Below are 18,860 nucleotides of genomic sequence, written 5' to 3'. Positions count from 1 at the left end.
TTTACACGAAAGATTGTCATAATCCGTAAACTATCCTATACTACAAAGTTGTTACTTTATACATCTTATGAACATTTCAGAATATTCCAAAACTACGCTACGATCCAAAGATAAGTAGGCTTATACGTTCTGGACTCAACCTGATAAAGGAGGAATAGCGTTGTCAGATCAAAAAAATCTGCCATCTTCTCGTAAACGATATGCGCAGGGCAACCCGACCGAAGAGCTTGCTCGACGTCTTATCCATTTATCCGGTGGGCCTGATAATCTAGTAGAAGTGATGCACTGTACAACACGTATCCGATTGAAATTAAAAAATGATCATCCAATCAACGAAGCGGAACTGCAACAGATCAAAGAAGTGCAAAATATTAATAGATTGCCCGGACAATTGCAGATTATTGTCGGCCCTGAACTTGTCTATAAATTACATCGGAAAATGAATATTGTACTTCGCCAGTATGAAAACTCAGCTCATCTACAGCCACCTGTAGACGGTCAAGCTGATACAGCACCGCAAGTCGATCAGTTATCAGAATCCCAGCATCCTTATCGCAGACGGGGAATAGCCGGGCGTATTATACAGGTAGCGACAGTGTTTTCAGATATTTTGATTCCTATATTACCGCTGTTTATAGCAGCAGGTATTTTATTAGGGCTTGTTACCATTTTACAATCTTCGAGTTGGGTAGCAGAAGATGCAGTATGGTTCCGATTACTTGGATTGCTGACAAGTTCTGCTTTTCAAGTGATTAGTGTGCTGTTCGGTTATCATGCAGTAAAACGATTTGGAGGTACTCCGGCGATAGGAGCAGTACTGGGTATTGCGATGTCTCAGCCTGATCTGGCGATCTTAATTGGTCATACAACCATGCAGGGAGTGAATACAATGGTAGCACCTCAATTTAGTTATCAAGGTGCAATGATGCCGATTATTTTAGCTTCCTTAGTGATGGCATGGATAGAAAAAGGAATCCGTCGTATTCTGCCACCCTCTGCATCTACACTTCTCGCTCCAGCGATCAGTCTAATTACAGGCGGTACGCTTGCTATTTTATTAATCAGTCCAATAGCGATCTGGCTTGGAGAATGGATAGGTCAGTGGTTAGAATATCTCTTCACGTACGGCGGAACATTGTTCGGATTTATTCTTGGTGGTATTTATAGCACGATTGTATTAACCGGTCTACATCAAGGGATACAAGCGCTTGAGATTGCACTTATCTCAGATCCTCATGTAGGTGTTAATTTTCTATTGCCTATCTGGTCGATGGCGAATATGGCACAAGGCGGGGCAGGACTGGCTGTCTATTTGGCGACTCGTAATCCTGAATTAAGAAAAGTCGCTTTATCTGGATCGATTACCGCTTTTCTCGGTATTACAGAACCGATTGCACTTGGGGTAAATCTCAAGTTAGGTCGCCCCTTTCTAAGTGCAGCGATCGGTGGAGCAGTAGGAGGCGCTTATGTCGGTCTGCATCACGTAGTAGCCAGCTCATTTGGATTAACAGGGATTCCTATGCTAGTCTATATTGTTCCTTTTGGAGAACTGAATTTTATTCATTATATGATAGGCTTTTTGCTCGCAGCCGGAATTGCGTTTTTGACGACTCTGTTGCTAGGGGTAGAAAAGCCAGCTTTCCGATACAATATCTCACATTTTGTTCGTAAATTCACAGGAGGAGCTTATGAAGATCAAAAAGATTCTCAATAATAATGCTGTGGTCGTCGATGATCATGGACAAGAAAAGATCGCTATGGGCGGCGGTATTTCTTTTGAAAAAGGGAAAAACGATATCGTAGATACCCAGCGGATCGAAAAGCTATTTGTATTGGAAGATCAGGAGCGTTACGGGTACCTTCAAGAAATGCTACAAAAGTTGCCCGAAGAAGAGATCGCTGTATCTGAACGGATTATTTCGTATGCAGAACAAGAATTACAAGTTTCTTTTAATGAACATATTCATATTGCCTTAACCGATCATTTGTCATTTGCTCTAGAACGTCTGCGCAATGGCATGATTATTCATAACACCTTATTAGAAGAGATTCGATTGCTGTATCCCGCAGAGTTTGAAATTGGGCTACATGCGAAGCAGTTGATTACACAGCACTTGCAGATCGATATTCCTGAAGATGAAGTCGGATATATTGCAATGCATATTCATACCGCACGAATGAATGCAGGAGCTCAAGAAACAGCCGCAAGCATGGCAGCCATGATCAAAGATATGGTGAAAGATATCGAATACATGTTACACCAACCACTGGATCATAAGTCAGCCGATTATGAGCGTTTGATCAGCCAACTGAAAAGTATTCTTCAAGAATATGAAAAAGATCAGCCAGGAAGTGAGCTTAATCGCGAGTTGATTCAGATTGCTGTAGAGAAATATAAAACATTATATGAGCAAGTAGAAGAGATGGCAGAGAATATGGAAGATGAATATGATTATACTTTTACAGAGAGTCAGTGCGTATTGATGACGATCGAAGTGAATCGTCTACGGGAAAGACTGGGTCATAGCTCCTGATAATATAAAAGAAATCACTTGTACAGTCGCTTATGATTCTGTGGATAGCGGAATAAAAGTCGCTAATCATACCAAAAATAACTATTCATATAGACTAACGACCCGAGTCGATAGGTTGCAGTGAATAGCATAAATATACAATTGACTAGGTACAAAGTATGGATAAATTCTCGTAGATTACAAAATTGTAAACTTTGAAACAGTGAAAATAAGACTAAATATCGTGAAAATCAATGAAAATTTACAGAATTATCCTTTTCCCTCTTTTTGCAAATTGATTCATTCAGTCTATAGTGTGTTATCGATTTGCCCTATAGAATAAATGTCAGCAACAGCATATTCGGGTGTGTTACTGGTAAAGCAGGCAAGACCTAAAAACTCCGTGAGGAATCCGGGCGACAAGTGTCGTTCGTTCTTCAGAGGAATTTTTAGGTCTTTTTTGTGCGCCAAAACAGCCACAATTTGAAATTAGAGAGGAAGAACACAATGAAAATCAAGAATTTCTCAAGAAAAACAGCTGCTATAATGATGGCGGCTACTATGCTAACAGGAGGAACTTCTGTTTTTGCAAGTGGTTCAGAATCAGATTACGGAAATGGTACACAGCCAACTCCACCAACACCTGCTGTAGAAACACCATCATCTGTTTTTAATGATACTTATGGATTTACACATCTTACACGCTTTGATGCATTGAAAATAGCTAGTCAGCAAAAAGAATCTCGCTATCAAGTTCCACAATTTGATGCATCTACCATTCGTAACATTCCGTCTGCTAAAGGTAAAGATACAAATGGTAATACGATTGATCTTGATGTATGGGATACATGGCCATTGCAAAATGCAGATGGTACTGTAGCGAACTATAATGGATATGAAGTCGTGTTTGGATTAGCAGGAGATCCAAAAGTATCGTCAGATACATTTATTTATCTGTTCTACAAAAAAGCAGGTGACCAATCATTAGATGCATGGAAAAATGCAGGTCGTGTATTTAAAGACAACGACAAAATGGTTCCTAACGATACGATCTTAAATAATCAATCTGAAGAATGGTCAGGTTCTGCAACAATGACCAAAGAGGGCAAAGTGCGTTTGTTCTATACTAACCGTCAACCGTGGGATGTAGACAAAGGATTTTTCGGTAAACAAACATTAACCACTGCTCAAATCAATGTGTCTGAACCTTCTAATGGAACACTTCAGATCAACGGTGTAGAAGACCTCAAGTCTATTTTTGATGGTGATGGCAAAATGTATCAAACAGTTGATCAAGCATTCCGTGCTGGTGATTATTCCGATAACCACACATTAAGAGATCCGCATTATGTAGAAGACAATGGACACAAATATCTAGTATTTGAAGCAAATACAGGTTCTGAAACAGGTTATCAAGGTCAATCTATGTTCTCAAACAAAGCTTACTATGGTGGAGATGACGAATTTTTCAAATCAGAATACCAAAAAGTAATGAATAACCCGAGTCGTAATTACATGACGATTGCGAACGGTGCATTAGGTATTATTGAATTGAATAACGATTATTCTCTTAAAAAAGTAATGAAACCATTGATTGCTTCCAATACAGTAACCGATGAGATCGAACGTGCTAACATTTTTGAAAAAGACGGCAAATGGTACCTATTCACAGATACACGTGGTGCTAAAATGTTCGTAGATGGTGTTGATGCAGAAGATATCTACATGCTTGGATATGTAGCTGATTCAATTGATGGGCCTTACAAACCACTTAACGGTAGTGGACTGGTATTACACCAAGATTTGAACAAACGTGATGTTACATGGAATTATGCTCATTTCGCAATTCCACAAGTAAAAGGCAACAAAGTTGTAATTACAAGCTATATGACCAACAGAGGATTCTATACCGATCATCATTCTACATTTGCACCAAGCTTTGAAGTAGAAATTAACGGTAGTGAAACCAAAGTCGTTCCTAATAGCATTTTAGAGCAAGGTCAAGTCACTTCTAATTAAATACGTTCTAAATCAATAAGTCTTGAAGATTCAATAAAGAGACAGGAAAAGAAAATGTCCGTCAAAGAGCGGCATTTTCTTTTCCTTTATTGCTTTTATCTGTAGATTGAAATGCAGTCTCAAAAAGGAAACACTAATATATGGAGGTGCTCACTTGAACAACAGCAACCACGCATCGAAATATCGCCGGACACTCGTTGTTCTCAGTGTGTTCGGATGTATTATATTAGGTGCCTTACTCTACTTTTTCACACAGACTAGTGCAAAAGGAAGCACTCAGAGTACTCAGAACAGTCTTCCTAACTATAGCGCTTCTAATACAAATGCAACATCTGTCAGTAGCGAACGTCCTGATTATCATTTTACAGTACCGGACAAATGGAAAAACGATCCGCAACGTCCTATTTATTTTAAAGGAAAGTATCACTACTATTATCTCTATAACAAAGATTATCCGAATGGCAATGGCACCGAATGGCGTCATGCTACTTCTACCGATCTGATTCACTGGCAAGATCATGGAGTAGCCATTCCTAAATATACAAATAAAAATGGTGATCCATGGTCAGGTTCTGTCGTTGTCGATACGAACAATACCGCTGGATTTGGTAAAAATGCTTTTATCGCTATCGTAACGCAACCTTCAGCTAATGGAGGAGCACAAGAACAGTATCTATGGTATAGCAAAAATGGAGGTAATACCTTTACGCCTTATGGAAAAAAACCTATTTTATCCAATCCCGGAACTGCGGATTTTCGTGATCCAAAAATAACATGGGATGCTCGTTCCAAACACTGGATTATGTTAATGGCAGAAGGAAACAAAATAGGCTTTTACACATCGACTAATCTGAAGCATTGGACGTATACCAGTGGATTTCTTACAGATAATGTAGGGATACTGGAATGTCCTGATCTGTACCTGATGCAAGCCGCCAATGGAGCTTATAAATGGGTACTGGGTGCAAGCGCTAATGGTCGCGGAGCAGGTAATCCAAATACGTATGCTTACTGGACAGGAAGTTTTAATGGCAAGAAATTTATAGCTGACCGCAAAGAGCCGAAATGGTTGGATCATGGATTTGATTGGTATGCGGCAGTAACATTTGAGATTGCTGGAGCTTCTAATCCGTATGAACAACGTTATGCTTTTGGCTGGATGAACAATTGGGATTATGTGAACAATACACCGACGATGAAAGAAGGATTTAACGGCATGGATTCGATTGTTCGTAAAATACGACTTCGATTCAATGGTCAATCCTATGATCTATCTTCGCAACCGATCGGAGCAATCAGCCAGATTCCTGCATCTACTCAGACCGTTCAACGAATAGAAGTAGAAGGCACGGAAGCACTCCCTATGAGCGGAGCTTCTTATCAGTTAGATGCTGATATTTCGTGGTCTGACTTGAAAAATGTAGGATTACGTCTAAGAGAATCGGCGGACAAAAGCCGTCATGTGGATGTAGGAGTGTTCGTAGAAGGCAAGTATACGTATGTGAACCGAGCATACACCGGACATCCTGATACCAATGGAAAAAGTCTGGAAAGTCAGGCGGCATTTAATACCGATAAGAAAAAAGTTCATTTGAAAGTGTTAGTGGACAAAAATAGTATCGAAGTGTTTGTAGATGATGGTACAGTGGCATATTCGAGTCTGGTTTTCCCGAACAAAGAAGATCAAGGAATCAGTCTATTTGCAGAAGGTGGCAAAGCCATTTTTGAGAATGTAGTCTTAAAACAATTTAATTCATAATCAATTAAGCCGAACCTTTTGAATCTCTATTCAATCAAAAGTGTTCGGTTTTTTTGATAACAGTATCTTTGATTCATTAAGCGCTGATCGCAGCAATAAACTTTTCAAAATCATCCAATTGTTCTTCTATAATGCCTTGAATAATTTCTACCTGTACACCTTGATAATCATGAATAGCTATATTCCGAAAACCGACCATGGCTTTGATACTTTGGTTCAGTTCTTTATCCAATATTCCATTGCGAAAAAGCAGATCAAACACATCTCGACTGCTCTGCGGTACTCCAAGATTACGTTCAGAAATAATATATATCGCTAGATCAAGACAAGCTTCGCAAGCCCGTTGAAGATTTAAAATAATCGAATCTTGCTTGGTATAGTTGAATAAATTATCTTCTTCGCCGGCATATTCTTCATGAATACGGGCAACACAGCGACGAATCGTAGCCGTTTTGTTAAGTAAAATATCTTGATTCATAGCGTGCCTCTTTTCTCTATAAAGTGATCTAGTAGATATTGTCGCTTATCATTCAATTGTACATACTCGCGAAAAGCCTGCATATAGGAGAGTTGCCTTAGCAAAGGATTTTCTTCATATAATACAATTCCTGTAGTAGCGATCTGAATCTGAAATACAGTGCTTGCTTCTTGAAAATCAATCAAATCTACATCTCGCTCCAATAAGTCGGCTACTTGTTGCCCCATCCGAAATCGCTGGTATGTCGATCTGCGTATAGAAGATAAATAAGCAATATCGATATCACTTTCAGGTCGCATCGTACCTTTGGCAACCGAACCAAAAATAATAATTGTATGAGCATCGCATCGGCTACGCAACTCTTCCACAATAAGGAGTTGTTGCTGTTGAGATAAAGATAATATAGACAAGTGCAACAACTCCTTGATTGTGTAAAGTTTTATTTTATAGTCAGTAGATCATGTATAATTATAGACTATTTCATGTTTATGAATAATTACCTATTATGATAATGATTTGGTGAACAAGACATGAGGAATATCGGATTCCAAAAATACATCAGAAGATTGTACATATCCTAAGCGCTCGTAAAAAGCTGCTGCTTGTGTCTGACCATGTAATTTGGCTTGAGTTAGCCCTTGTTCTTTTGCTAATTGTTCCATATGGTCAACAAGCATTTTGCCAACACCATACTTACGATATTCTTGTAATACACAGATACGCTCTAACTTGGCTACTCCTTCAACAACACGCAGACGTGAAGTCGCCACAGGTGTCTCACCATCATATACAATAATATGCGGAATAGTTGTACTTGCATTATCCCACTCATCGTATTCTTCGTCCAAAGGTACACCCTGTTCATTCACAAATACGGCTTTGCGAACAAACAGGCAATGATCCAATTCATATTCATTTTCGACTTGCTTAATCAGTAATTCCATCTGTAGGCTCCATCCTTTACTTCGTATTCTATAGTGATGCTTTCTGTTATTACTTCTATAATAAATATGTATAGATAAAGAAGTAATAGACTGTCTTTATATTTTAACGAAATGATGATAAATGTAAACCGCCCCATTTTACAGCATCCACCAAAGTCTGTTAAAATATTGAAAAGACGAAGGAGTTGAATAAGATGAATGAGATGTTTACTAATCTAGGAGACCGTCCACTTGATGAAAATGCACAAAGAGCCGCTCAATTCAAACATAAAGAACGAGAAAGCAGAGAACACAAAGGGTATTCTTTTCTATATGAAGCTACGAATTTGTTGATTGGCGTGGGTATACTGGCTGCTGTTGTAGGGATAGGTGTATGGTTAAGCTAATAGATAACGGATTACGATACCATTGAGCAAAAGAATCTGAATCTACATGTCAGGTTCTTTTTTTGTACACTATAATGATACATAGATACAGGTTAACATTTGCACAACAGACCAATCAATTATAGAATCGATAGAAGATTGTAAGCAAAGTTGAAAGGGGCACAGATATGATCGATTTTCCTTTACAAGAGGCACGTATTCGAGATCTGCAACAATGGATGGAGGCAGGAGAACAGACTTCTGTATCGTTAACCTCTTTATATATGCAGCGTATAGCAGAAATAGATCAGGATGGGCCGATGTTGCGATCTGTAATAGAACTGAATCCAGATGCTATCTATATGGCTACTCAAATGGATCAAGAACGAGCTCAAGGACATGTTCGTAGTGAACTGCATGGCATACCTGTATTGATCAAAGACAATATTAATACAGGCGATCATATGCATACCAGTGCAGGATCGCTGGCATTAGCAGATTCATTTGCACCGGAAGATGCTTTTTTAGTGAAGCAATTACGCAACGCTGGAGCGGTTATTTTAGGCAAAACCAATCTAACTGAAATGGCGAACTTTATGGCTTTTAATATGAAAAATGGATATAGTGCTCGCGGAGGGCAGACTCTTAACCCGTATGGCCCCGGACGATTAGATGTAGGCGGTTCAAGCGCAGGCTCGGGAGCGGCTGTAGCAGCCAATCTATGTGCAGTCGCTGTAGGCACAGAGACATCAGGTTCGATTCTGAATCCGTCAGGTAAAAACAGTCTGGTAGGTATCAAGCCTACACTGGGATTAATTAGCCGCACAGGAATTGTACCGATTACGTATACACAAGATACAGCCGGGCCGATGGCAAGAAATGTAGAAGATGCAGCCATTTTGTTAAGTGCACTAACAGGCAAAGATGAACAAGATGTATCGACACAAATTTCACCAACACCTGCGCTTGATTATACCGCTTATCTTGATCCAGAAGGACTACGTGGAGCGAGAATAGGCATTAACCGGGCATTTGAACAGCAATGTAGTGACGAAGAAAAGTCAATTATCGAAGCTTCCATAGAAGCGATGTATCATGCTGGAGCAGTGATTATAGAACATACCGATCTTCCAGAAATTGTATCAGAAGACATGACAGTATTATTATACGAATTCAAGTCTGCTCTGAATAGTTATCTATCCACGTTAGGAGCACATTCCAGAATTCGTACACTGCAAGATATGATTGATTATAATCATCTTCATCATCAAGATGCACTTAAATATGGTCAGGAGATTTTAATCAAAGCTCAGTATGAAACATCAGGTACATTAACAGAAGCCAAATACATTCAAGCACGTCTTAACAACTGGCGTCAGGCGCGTGAAGAAGGAATCGACCGTCTGCTTCAAGAACATCAGTTGGATGCCATCTTTACGCCATCCTGGCATACCGATGCACCAGCAGTAGGTGGTTATCCAGCGATTATTGTACCCGCAGGATATCGTAGAGACGGTATGCCTTTCGGAATCAGCTTTATGAGTACAGCGTACAAAGAACCTGATTTGATCCGAATCGCTTATGCTTTTGAAAAAACAGTACCTGCACGCAGAAGTCCAATGTTATAAGCTGTTCATATAGGAGAAAAAGGCAGTAATTCTGATCTCAGAGTTACTGCTTTTTTACGTGATTATTTATGCAAAAAAATAACTAAAAAATTTAGTAAATTAACTGTAAACTTTTTGCTGAATTTTGACGAAATAGTAAAATAGAACTATTTCACTAATGAGAATTCAACACATCGAAGGAGGCGCTTATGAACAGCGTATTAACACAAAATGACAAAACAAAAGCAACACCTTATGAAAGATTAGCTTCTAAGCTTTTGCTATATACATTGGCTATTATTTTAACCAGTTGTGTTCCTATTTATGGAGCAATGTATTTTCTTCATCTGGTTGATTTGTATGCATGGTTATATTTAATCGTTTGCGTATGTATTTTGGTACCAGCTGCTTTCTTTATTTTCAAAAAGACCAATCATTTATCTATAGGTAAATATCTATTAACACCATTATCATTTATCGCTTGTACGGCAGTGATCTGGGTACTTCCTTCTCAAGCTTCATGGTCTGCTTTTCTAATCTATGTGACGCTTTCTGTCGTTTACTTGAATATGCGTGTAAGTATTGTAGCGACTATCTATGCTGTTGTTTTAGAAGCAGTGTTGCTACTATTTGATCCTATCGTTACAACGATCTCTGTATTGGATATTATTGTACTAGTGGTCGTAACGATCATGGTTGGATCTGCTGGTGTATCGATTTGTATTTTGGGTCAGAAAATGATGAGCAACTTGCATCAACAAAAAACGCAAATTGATAATTTACTTCAAGAAGTAGAACGTTCTGCACAAGAATTGACCGAGTTTAGTGGACAATTGCAACGTAATGCAGAAGATACCGATCGCATAGGTAAAGAATTAAATACAGGGTTTAATGAAATTGCTAAAGGTATTGATTCCCAAGCAAGTAGTATTGGCGAAATTAATACATCGATGCAAAATTCAGAAACATTTATCCGCAATATTGGTAATACTGCTAATCACATGACAGAGCTTGCTGAACGAACTGCTTCCTTAACACGTTCAGGCAATGAGCAAGTGATCCGTCTACGTGAAGGTGTGCATGAAGTAGGTCAGACGATTGATAACACACATGCTGCAATGGATACTTTACGTAATTATGCACAAGAAATTTCTTCCGTTTCTCAAGCTATCGAAAATATAGCTCGTCAAACCAATATGCTGTCATTTAACGCAGGCATCGAAGCTTCACGCGCTGGAGAACATGGTCGTGGCTTCGCTGTTATCGCTACTGAAATTCGTGATCTAGCTAGTGAAGCACAGCAATCGACCGTCTTGATTACCGATATTTTGCATCGTATTCATGATCAGACAGAAGTAGTATCCGGTCGTATTCAGCAAGGGAAAGAAGCGATTGATGTGATTCAGCTCTCTGCCGAACAGACAGAATCATCTTTTGGAGATATTATGACAGAAGCTAATACAGTATCAGATTGCTCGGTAGAAATCGGTGGTATGATCAAAGAATTGATCGAAGGTATTCGCCATTCTGTATTAGAAACAGGCACGATCTCCGCGGTTACAGAACAATCGAGTGCTTCTATTGAACAAATGACTTCGAGCTTACAAGAACAATCAACACGAGTAAGCAGTATCGCAAACAGTATTGATGAATTAAAACAATTGATCGATATATTAAATCATTCATTGGATCAAAATAATGCTCTAGTAGAAAGTGACGAAATTGTGTCTGAAAAATCTTCTTAATTTGTCAATAAACGGACAAAATGTATTCAGATTCATGCATGATTTCGACAAAATAATTACAGGGGTATCTACTTGCTTTCTGTAAAACAAAGATCAAAAAGTGTTGTAAAACGATTGAACAAACACTACTCATGTGGTTTTCACATACGAGTAGTGTTTTTTTTAGTGGTAATTATGCACGTTGGGTCTTTTGACCAGTTTCTTATTATAAGGATTGACTATTTCTGGAATATAGATGAATATATATGCATATAATTCCATTAATTGGTGCATGGGATTATCAGCTGTACAGCACCATTTTTAGTTCATTATATTCTTCATGTGTAATCGTGCTTTACCTGATTCTCGCCACTCGATACATCTATATCTAGAAGGAGGAATTAGAATGCAGCAATCCCCGGTTTCTGTAGAGCAAATTATTACTATGATTAGTGAGGTAAAACAAGACCCTTCCTGTTTGACACGTCTAGACCGCGATTCTGATATTATTCACGATGCCGGACTGGATTCAATCCAATTGATTCATTTTATTTTACGTGTAGAAGATGACTTTAATGTCGAAATTGATTTTGAAGAGTTTGATATGGAGCATTTGGGTTCTATACAAGCGTTCTGCAATTTTGTGAGTCATGAGACAGGTCAAGACAATCTGACTGAAGAAAAGGTCAACACGTTATAAGCGCTTACATAAAAATTAAAGCGCTAACACTTATTAACCATAATTACACGCTTAGGTACTTATTCCAAACCGATTTTATCGAATACCGCTAACACATATTGATGTACAAATTGTGTACAAAATCACTTTTTCTGACACTTATCGGGCTTATGATGCTATGCGTCATCAGATTCAAGTATGCTTTGAACATTGAATTCAAAGGAAGAGGTGTTTTTTTTGCAACCAAGAAGCGAAGTAACCATTGACCGCAAAGAATTCCAATTGATCAAACGAACTGTTCGTAATGCAACTGTCTCTTACCGTAATCAGATTAAAGATCCGACATACAAAACGCCTATCCCTCAATCTCTAGGGATTAAATTAACCAACCGTTGTAATCTACGGTGTACACACTGTTTCCAATGGAATGAAGATGGATATCATCATCAAATGGATAAAGCGGAACAGAACATGGATCTGGACCCGGCTATTTTCAAACAACTGTTGGATGATACCAAAGAAGCTAAATCTCGCTTGTATCTATGGGGCGGAGAACCGATGTTCCACCGTCAATTTGGACAAATATTAGAATATATTCAAAACGATCGTCGTGAGATGACAATCTGTACGAATGGATTGCTGATCGACAAATTTTTGGAACCTATTTTGGATCTCTCTGAAAATTTAGAGTTACTTATTGCTGTTGAAGGATTTGAATATGAGCATAACCTGATTCGTGGTAAAGGCACATTTCAAAAAACAATGGCACAAATTGATCGCCTAGTTGAATTACGTGATCAAGGATTATACAAAGGCAGAATTTCTGTTCATGCGGTTATTAATGACAATATGATTGGACGTATGACTGAATTGCTAGAATTTTTCGAATCGAAAAAGTTAGATCTAGTGATGCTGTGCTTCCCTTGGTATATTTCACGGGAAACATCGCTCAAAATGGATACGTATTTCTCAGAAAAATTCCAGTGGTTGCGTCAGTTGGATGAGCGTCATATCAGTAGCTGGCATGCATTTAAATATAAAATCAATCCAGATCGTATGGATGCATTGATGGAAGACTTGCATAAGATCAATGATCGTATCTGGAAAATCCGTGTTCGTTATCAACCAGGTCTAGATTACGATGAAATTGATAAATTTATTCATGGTGATGAAATGACAAGTCGTTGTTCTAATCACTGTCTAGCGTTAACATCACGTACAGATATTGTACCGGATGGTAGTGTTATGCCTTGTAAATTCTTTTCCGAGTTTACCGTAGGGAACTTGAAAGAGAAAAGCTTGAAAGAAATCTGGGATTCTGAAGAATATGAAAATGTAAGACATATTATTAATAAAGAAGGGCTAACGCCTGCGTGCTCGAAGTGCAGTGTATTGTATCTACATGGTGCAGGTACAGTCAATTCGCTCGACTATATTTAAGAGCGGAGGGAGTTTATGAGACAGCAGCTATCTTTAATGGATGCTTTGACCGATCGGCGTGATAAAGGTCGCTTAGTATGGATTTTTAATATTGGCGCTGAATCGGTCTGGCATAATATCAGCAAAGGAGTGAGTGATCCCCAGGAACAAGAAGTAGTCAATCGAATAGAAGAGATGAATCTTTTACTCTGTCGTAAGCAGGATATTATGATTTTGCGTAAACAACCAGACCCGGATTATCTAGATATGTTGGAAAATCTGGGTTTTGAGTTACCTCGAATCGAGATTCCTGAAGGGGAAAGTGATGATCCTTTTGTATCGATATCGCAATTAATTTTGCAAGATGAAGCGCTGTTAGAACGATTGCAGTTATACGGTATGCAAGGGCGTGCAGCTTATGAAGAAACGTATCTGGTTCCTTATGCTGTTACACAGTGGGAAGAAGAAATTGCGCGTACTTGTGAGATTCCGTATATCGGAGCGCCTTCGGATATCTGTAAATTAGTCAATGACAAAATATTCAGTCGCCAAGCAGCGATTGAATTAGGATTCCCTGTCAGTAGCGGAACCGTATGTGCGACGGTAGAAGAGATTAGACGTGAGTGTTTGGCGATAGGTACAGCTGATGCAGAAGCGCAAATTATTATTAAAGAACCTTATGGCGCTTCTGGCAAAGGCTTATATTTATTACAAGGTACGCAAAAGCTTGATGCAACGCTGAGTGTAATGAGCCGTTTTGCACGCAAGCAAAATAATCCAGACCAAGCATGGTTGGTGGAACGCTGGCACAAAAAGCAAATGGATCTGAATTACCAGATTTATATTCATCCTGATGGAGATGTAGAAGTCTTTTCACTCAAACGTCAGATTGTGGATGGCACTGTCTATATTGGGTCGTATATGCCTTCAGGTGTAAGCGAAACGATTCGGCAGCAATCCCGTCAATATGCGATGGAATTAGGGCACTATTTGTATGAAAAGCAGTATCGCGGGATCGCTTCGATAGATGCTTTTATTGATGAAAGTGGCGAGTTGATTCCTGTTATCGAAATTAACGGGCGTTTTACGTTATCCACGTATATTTCATTATTACCGCAAGTGTTTGGACTTAGAATATTTCGTTCTCGTTATTTCCGGCATATTACGAAAGAGCGCTTAACTTATCAAGCCCTTTGTCAGACGTTGGAAGAGCATGATCTGTTGTATACGTCTTTGCATCCATTTGGTGTATGGATTTATACGGCAGGTACATTATCAGCCAGTAAAACTACCAGCGGGTATAACAATCGGATTTTTGCGATTGTAATTGCAGATACTCAAAAGGAAGCGCAGCGACTGGAAGAACAATTAGAACATATTATTGCAGGATTATAACCAAGTGATCGTCAACGATATGTTAAAAGGAGGCACAACGATGGAAGTAAGTGAACAACAGGTTGTACCATTGCTTGCTCAAGTGTTAAAAATGGCTCTAGGCGATCTGGAAAATCTACAGCCAGACGATGATCTACGAGAATACGGTCTTAATTCATTATCGGCAGTCGAATTAATTGTAGAGTTGGAAAACCATCTAAATATCATGATCGACGATGATAATCTACTATTGGAAGAATTATCGACGTTACGCCGAATTGAAAATATATTAGCCCAATATGTTTAAAAGGTCACTTGCCAAACAAGTTTTGCCTGAAACAGTAGGAGCGCCAGGACAGCATTGCTTTTATGCTAGCCTGCACGCTTTGCTACTGCGTCAAGGTGTATATACCGATGAAGCTGATTTGTATTTTCTTTGCAACGGGTTGTCGATCTCGTACAAAGGGAATTTCGATTCATTTGGTCTACGTCCGATGGCGGATTTGTTATCTCAATGGTCAACCAATACACAGGTTGAAGTAAAACATGTCACTATCGATCCTTCGCTTTCAAAGCGAAACGATTTTTTGATTTTGCAGGATTGGTCTAATGCTTTGGAAAATGGAAAAAGTATTCTTTTACATTTACAAAGTCATTGTCTAAATTTCCATCCCGTGTATCAAAATAACCCGAGTAAAGGGCATGTTATCCAATTGTACGGGTTAGATATGAAGCAAGATGAAGCGTATGTATCTGATCATTTTTTGTTAGAAGAGTCAGGGCATGTGCTTAGTTATAGTGGCAAAACCAATCTCACTTTATTGTTAGAAGGCATATCAGAATACGCGTATCTCAATGGCAATCCAGCAGAAGAGTTGAGTGTAAAAAAAGTCATTCAAGCGTGTGATCTTCATTTAGAGCAATTTTTGCAAGAAAGTTGGTCTGCCTATGCTGTTTTGTTCTGTGATCTGGATCGTTTGTTAGATATGGATGATGAACAATTTCGAGCCAATTGCGATACGTTATATTACCAGTTACGGATAGAGAGCTTGATGCATTTATTACAATATACCGAGCAATTTATTAGTCGGTATGAAGGATTGATGGGCGGTGAGCATTATACAGATCTATTGCGATCAGATCTGTATGAACTCAGACAAACATGGAAAAGACATCTGCTTCAATTGTACAAAATAGGTCTACGTGTTAATCGTGATAAATTACCAGAATATATTCAACACAGTCTGCGTTTATTAGCAGAATTAAAAGCGGTATTAGAACGCATGAGAATGACGGTACATCAGGTCCGTCTATAGGAATAGGCAACATGAAGGAGGTCGTGTCATCTGTCTGCTATCACATTAAATCAACTGTCCAAAACATTTGAATATTACAAAAAAGAGCCCGGCTTACGCAAATCATTTTCCAATTTATTCAAACGGGAAAAACTGCATAAAGAAGCAGTGATCGATCTGAGCTTTGATATTAACGAAGGCGAGATTGTAGGCTTTCTTGGACCCAATGGAGCAGGAAAAACAACAACGCTCAAAATGTTATCCGGTATTCTACATCCTAGTGATGGAGAAGCTTCCGTACTTGGATATACCCCGTGGGAACGTAAAAAAGAATTTAAACGTCAGTTCTCGATTGTGATGGGTCAAAAAAATCAATTGTGGTGGGATTTGCCTGCAAGCGATTCATTTGAACTCAACAAATTAATCTATGATCTGGACGATACTGAATATAAGCGCACACTGGATGAACTGGTAGAATTGCTCGGTGTAGGCGAACAGTTACATGTACAAGTACGCCGTCTGTCTCTAGGCGAACGGATGAAGATGGAATTGATTGCTTCGCTACTTCATCGCCCGAAAGTCATTTTGCTTGATGAGCCGACTATCGGACTTGATATTATTTCTCAAAGTAAAATCAGACAATTTTTCAAAACATACAATCAGACGTACAATACCACGATTTTGTTAACCAGTCATTATATGCGTGATATTGAAGATTTGTGTTCACGAACGATGATTATCAATCATGGACAACTGGTCTACGATGGTGATCTCAAAAGTGTAAATGATGTGATCGGTTCCTGGAAATTGCTCAAAATCCAACTGTCAGCACCGGTATCGGAACTGTCTTTAAATGGATACGGTAAGATTCGTTCTCGCTCTGAATTGGAAGTCGTATTTGAATTAAGCAAACACGATGTATTACGCAAATCCAAAGAAATACTGGATCATTTGCCAGTGATCGATTTTACGATAGAAGATATTCCTTTAGAAGAAGGGATTGCGATTCTGTACGAAAAAGGTGGATTGCCCCATGCCCAATAAAGTGTATCGCAAAATTTTACATATGGGGATCCAGAATGAAATGGAATACCGGACTAATTATTGGATTCAACTGGTGAGCTTTTTTGTACCAATGATGACCCAGTTTTTTTTATGGTTAGCGATTTTTCAATCCTCCGGTCAGGGAACGATAGTAGGATATACGTTTCAAGAAATGCTGATCTATATCATTATGGCGGCAGTCACAGGCAAATTAGTCGCAGCCGGATTTGAATACGAGATCGCTGGCGATATCAAAGAAGGCGGATTAGGTAAATTTTTGGTACAGCCATTAAATTATTTTGCATATCGCATTTTGAAATTTCTTGGAGCCAAAGCTGTTCAGTCTGTTCTTGTTATTGTATTTGCAGCGGTCGTATTGATCTGGTTGCGGATCGGTCTACATGTTCCTGTCGGTTGGGATAGTGCGCTACGTTATCTGATTGCATTACCCGGCGCTCTGTTACTGAATTTTGTCATTTATTATGCACTTAGTGGTATTGCTTTCTGGCTAACAGAATCTACCGGATTATTTTATACGTTATCGTTGATTATTTATATTGCTAGTGGCAGTGTATTTCCATTAACGATTTTCGGAGAGACTATCGCCAAATTATTAGGCATGTTGCCTTTTTCCTATATTGTCTTTTTTCCTGTCAATATGATTACAGGCAAATTAACTCCAACAGAAGCGGTAACAGGGATTGGTATGCAATGGTTATGGATCGTTGTTATTTTGCTAGTAGCTAGGTGGGTATGGAGTTCAGGAGTGCGCCGTTATGTAGCGGTGGGAGGATAATGATATGCAAATGATCTGGAAAGAAGCAAAGCGATATTCACGTATTTATGGACGGTTTATGAAATTCTCTGTGATGTCGCAAATGGAATACCGTACCAATTTTATTACAGCTTTTCTGATTGAGACTGCGTATCTACTGATCAAGCTATTATATGCGATTCTGCCTTATCAGGTAGGAACCGATATTAATGGCTGGTCGCCGGATGCGATTTTGTTATATGTAGGCGTATTTACGATTATGAGTGGATTGTACAGCGGATTGTTTTTTACTAATTTCACACAGTTACCGGATAAAGTACGTACCGGTTCACTGGATGTGTTGATTACCAAGCCGATCTCATTGCAATTTGCAGTGACTTTACGCCAATTTGAATTAGGATATACGATTCCAAATGTGGTCGGTGGCGCTATTATGGTTGCGATTGGCTGGAGTCGAATGGGCTTACCGGTAGACTTTTACCATGTGGGTGGATTTATCTTTTTTATCGCTATCGGAGTGTTGATTGCTTATTCGGTATTTCTATTGCCTCAATTGCTTGCATTTTGGACAGTACAGACGACAGGAGTCACCGATATGTCCAATAGCGTTTTTGAAACGAATTATGTTCCGATGGCTGTCTATAATCGTATTATTCAGCGTTTGGGAACCTTTTTATTGCCTGTGTTCGTGATTTGCAATTTTCCACCTATGTTTGTGATGGGTGCTTTGAATCCAGGTATGATCTGGTGGGCATTGCTTGCGCCGGTCTGGTTGTTAATTATTATTCGTGTGATCTGGAGTTATGCTTTGCGTCATTATTCCAGTGCCAGTCAATAATGATCTACTAACTAAAGGAGGAATATA

The 18,860-nt window shown here is 39.0% G+C and carries 18 protein-coding genes; 15 read left to right on the top strand and 3 right to left on the bottom strand.

The window, feature by feature from the left end:
- Nucleotides 1-160: 160 nt before the first annotated feature.
- The 4 genes from QCD85_RS02260 to QCD85_RS02245 all read left to right on the top strand — a co-directional run bounded on the left by QCD85_RS02260 (nt 161) and on the right by QCD85_RS02245 (nt 6,291).
- Nucleotides 161-1,714 carry a PTS transporter subunit EIIC gene (locus tag QCD85_RS02260; protein ID WP_301261522.1) on the top strand — a complete coding sequence of 518 codons (1,554 nt, stop codon included), beginning with the start codon at nt 161-163 and terminating at the stop codon, nt 1,712-1,714.
- Nucleotides 1,689-2,534 (top strand): PRD domain-containing protein, encoded by an 846-nt coding sequence (locus tag QCD85_RS02255; RefSeq protein WP_301261521.1) that lies wholly within the window; start codon nt 1,689-1,691, stop codon nt 2,532-2,534. The genes QCD85_RS02260 and QCD85_RS02255 overlap by 26 nt, the downstream gene beginning before the upstream one ends.
- A 486-nt stretch (nt 2,535-3,020) precedes the next feature.
- Nucleotides 3,021-4,532, top strand: coding sequence for a glycoside hydrolase family 68 protein (locus QCD85_RS02250; RefSeq protein ID WP_301261520.1), 1,512 nt, complete (start codon nt 3,021-3,023; stop codon nt 4,530-4,532).
- Nucleotides 4,533-4,686: 154 nt separating this feature from the next.
- Entirely contained in the window at nt 4,687-6,291 is a 1,605-nt protein-coding gene (locus tag QCD85_RS02245) for a glycoside hydrolase family 32 protein (protein ID WP_301261519.1), read from the top strand.
- Between the two features lie 76 nt (nt 6,292-6,367).
- Here QCD85_RS02245 and hepT read toward each other — a convergent pair whose 3' ends face one another.
- The 3 genes from hepT to QCD85_RS02230 all read right to left on the bottom strand — a co-directional run bounded on the left by hepT (nt 6,368) and on the right by QCD85_RS02230 (nt 7,713).
- Nucleotides 6,368-6,769, bottom strand: a complete 402-nt coding sequence (gene hepT, locus QCD85_RS02240) for a type VII toxin-antitoxin system HepT family RNase toxin (protein WP_301261518.1) — start codon at nt 6,767-6,769, stop codon at nt 6,368-6,370.
- A complete protein-coding gene (gene mntA, locus QCD85_RS02235) occupies nt 6,766-7,179 on the bottom strand; it encodes a type VII toxin-antitoxin system MntA family adenylyltransferase antitoxin (protein ID WP_301261517.1) in 414 nt (137 codons plus the stop codon). Before mntA ends, hepT begins: the two co-directional genes overlap by 4 nt.
- A gap of 93 nt (nt 7,180-7,272) precedes the next feature.
- Complete coding sequence (locus QCD85_RS02230) at nt 7,273-7,713, bottom strand: GNAT family N-acetyltransferase (RefSeq protein ID WP_301261516.1); 441 nt, start codon at nt 7,711-7,713, stop codon at nt 7,273-7,275.
- A gap of 194 nt (nt 7,714-7,907) precedes the next feature.
- Between QCD85_RS02230 and QCD85_RS02225 the strand changes: the two genes are divergently transcribed.
- From QCD85_RS02225 to QCD85_RS02175, 11 genes are all read left to right on the top strand, one after another.
- Entirely contained in the window at nt 7,908-8,099 is a 192-nt protein-coding gene (locus tag QCD85_RS02225; protein ID WP_301261515.1) for a hypothetical protein, read from the top strand.
- A 167-nt stretch (nt 8,100-8,266) separates the two neighbouring features.
- Nucleotides 8,267-9,706 (top strand): amidase, encoded by a 1,440-nt coding sequence (locus QCD85_RS02220; protein ID WP_301261514.1) that lies wholly within the window; start codon nt 8,267-8,269, stop codon nt 9,704-9,706.
- Between the two features lie 188 nt (nt 9,707-9,894).
- On the top strand, nt 9,895-11,430 hold the full coding sequence (locus QCD85_RS02215) for a methyl-accepting chemotaxis protein (RefSeq protein ID WP_301261513.1): 1,536 nt from the start codon (nt 9,895-9,897) through the stop codon (nt 11,428-11,430).
- Nucleotides 11,431-11,815: 385 nt separating this feature from the next.
- Complete coding sequence (locus tag QCD85_RS02210; RefSeq protein ID WP_204824873.1) at nt 11,816-12,109, top strand: acyl carrier protein; 294 nt, start codon at nt 11,816-11,818, stop codon at nt 12,107-12,109.
- A gap of 216 nt (nt 12,110-12,325) precedes the next feature.
- Nucleotides 12,326-13,528 (top strand): radical SAM/SPASM domain-containing protein, encoded by a 1,203-nt coding sequence (locus QCD85_RS02205; RefSeq protein WP_204824872.1) that lies wholly within the window; start codon nt 12,326-12,328, stop codon nt 13,526-13,528.
- A 15-nt stretch (nt 13,529-13,543) separates the two neighbouring features.
- Nucleotides 13,544-14,902 carry a peptide ligase PGM1-related protein gene (locus QCD85_RS02200; RefSeq protein ID WP_301261512.1) on the top strand — a complete coding sequence of 453 codons (1,359 nt, stop codon included), beginning with the start codon at nt 13,544-13,546 and terminating at the stop codon, nt 14,900-14,902.
- Between the two features lie 40 nt (nt 14,903-14,942).
- The gene (locus tag QCD85_RS02195) at nt 14,943-15,188 is read left to right on the top strand and encodes an acyl carrier protein (protein ID WP_301261511.1); all 246 of its coding nucleotides are present in this window, start codon (nt 14,943-14,945) and stop codon (nt 15,186-15,188) included.
- A complete protein-coding gene (locus QCD85_RS02190) occupies nt 15,181-16,197 on the top strand; it encodes a BtrH N-terminal domain-containing protein (protein WP_301261510.1) in 1,017 nt (338 codons plus the stop codon). Before QCD85_RS02195 ends, QCD85_RS02190 begins: the two co-directional genes overlap by 8 nt.
- Nucleotides 16,198-16,227: 30 nt before the next feature.
- Nucleotides 16,228-17,220, top strand: a complete 993-nt coding sequence (locus tag QCD85_RS02185; RefSeq protein ID WP_301261950.1) for an ABC transporter ATP-binding protein — start codon at nt 16,228-16,230, stop codon at nt 17,218-17,220.
- Entirely contained in the window at nt 17,210-18,016 is an 807-nt protein-coding gene (locus tag QCD85_RS02180) for an ABC transporter permease (protein WP_301261509.1), read from the top strand. Before QCD85_RS02185 ends, QCD85_RS02180 begins: the two co-directional genes overlap by 11 nt.
- Nucleotides 18,017-18,020: 4 nt before the next feature.
- Nucleotides 18,021-18,833, top strand: coding sequence for an ABC transporter permease (locus QCD85_RS02175; protein ID WP_273615497.1), 813 nt, complete (start codon nt 18,021-18,023; stop codon nt 18,831-18,833).
- Nucleotides 18,834-18,860 lie beyond the last annotated feature (27 nt).

The organism is Paenibacillus sp. PsM32, from assembly GCF_030433815.1.
GTDB lineage: Bacteria > Bacillota > Bacilli > Paenibacillales > Paenibacillaceae > Saccharibacillus > Saccharibacillus kyungheensis.
Note: the sequence above shows the minus strand (reverse complement) of the source record. Positions and strands in the feature narration are given on the sequence as shown.

Excerpts from the sequence above, each read along its gene's own strand:
- QCD85_RS02255 (WP_301261521.1), top strand. The coding sequence starts at position 1,689 with ATGAAGATCAAAAAGATTCTCAATAATAATGCTGTGGTCGTCGATGAT.
- QCD85_RS02250 (WP_301261520.1), top strand. The coding sequence starts at position 3,021 with ATGAAAATCAAGAATTTCTCAAGAAAAACAGCTGCTATAATGATGGCG.
- hepT (WP_301261518.1), bottom strand. The coding sequence starts at position 6,769 with ATGAATCAAGATATTTTACTTAACAAAACGGCTACGATTCGTCGCTGT.
- QCD85_RS02230 (WP_301261516.1), bottom strand. The coding sequence starts at position 7,713 with ATGGAATTACTGATTAAGCAAGTCGAAAATGAATATGAATTGGATCAT.
- QCD85_RS02225 (WP_301261515.1), top strand. The coding sequence starts at position 7,908 with ATGAATGAGATGTTTACTAATCTAGGAGACCGTCCACTTGATGAAAAT.
- QCD85_RS02220 (WP_301261514.1), top strand. The coding sequence starts at position 8,267 with ATGATCGATTTTCCTTTACAAGAGGCACGTATTCGAGATCTGCAACAA.
- QCD85_RS02215 (WP_301261513.1), top strand. The coding sequence starts at position 9,895 with ATGAACAGCGTATTAACACAAAATGACAAAACAAAAGCAACACCTTAT.
- QCD85_RS02210 (WP_204824873.1), top strand. The coding sequence starts at position 11,816 with ATGCAGCAATCCCCGGTTTCTGTAGAGCAAATTATTACTATGATTAGT.
- QCD85_RS02200 (WP_301261512.1), top strand. The coding sequence starts at position 13,544 with ATGAGACAGCAGCTATCTTTAATGGATGCTTTGACCGATCGGCGTGAT.
- QCD85_RS02195 (WP_301261511.1), top strand. The coding sequence starts at position 14,943 with ATGGAAGTAAGTGAACAACAGGTTGTACCATTGCTTGCTCAAGTGTTA.
- QCD85_RS02190 (WP_301261510.1), top strand. The coding sequence starts at position 15,181 with ATGTTTAAAAGGTCACTTGCCAAACAAGTTTTGCCTGAAACAGTAGGA.
- QCD85_RS02180 (WP_301261509.1), top strand. The coding sequence starts at position 17,210 with ATGCCCAATAAAGTGTATCGCAAAATTTTACATATGGGGATCCAGAAT.
- QCD85_RS02175 (WP_273615497.1), top strand. The coding sequence starts at position 18,021 with ATGCAAATGATCTGGAAAGAAGCAAAGCGATATTCACGTATTTATGGA.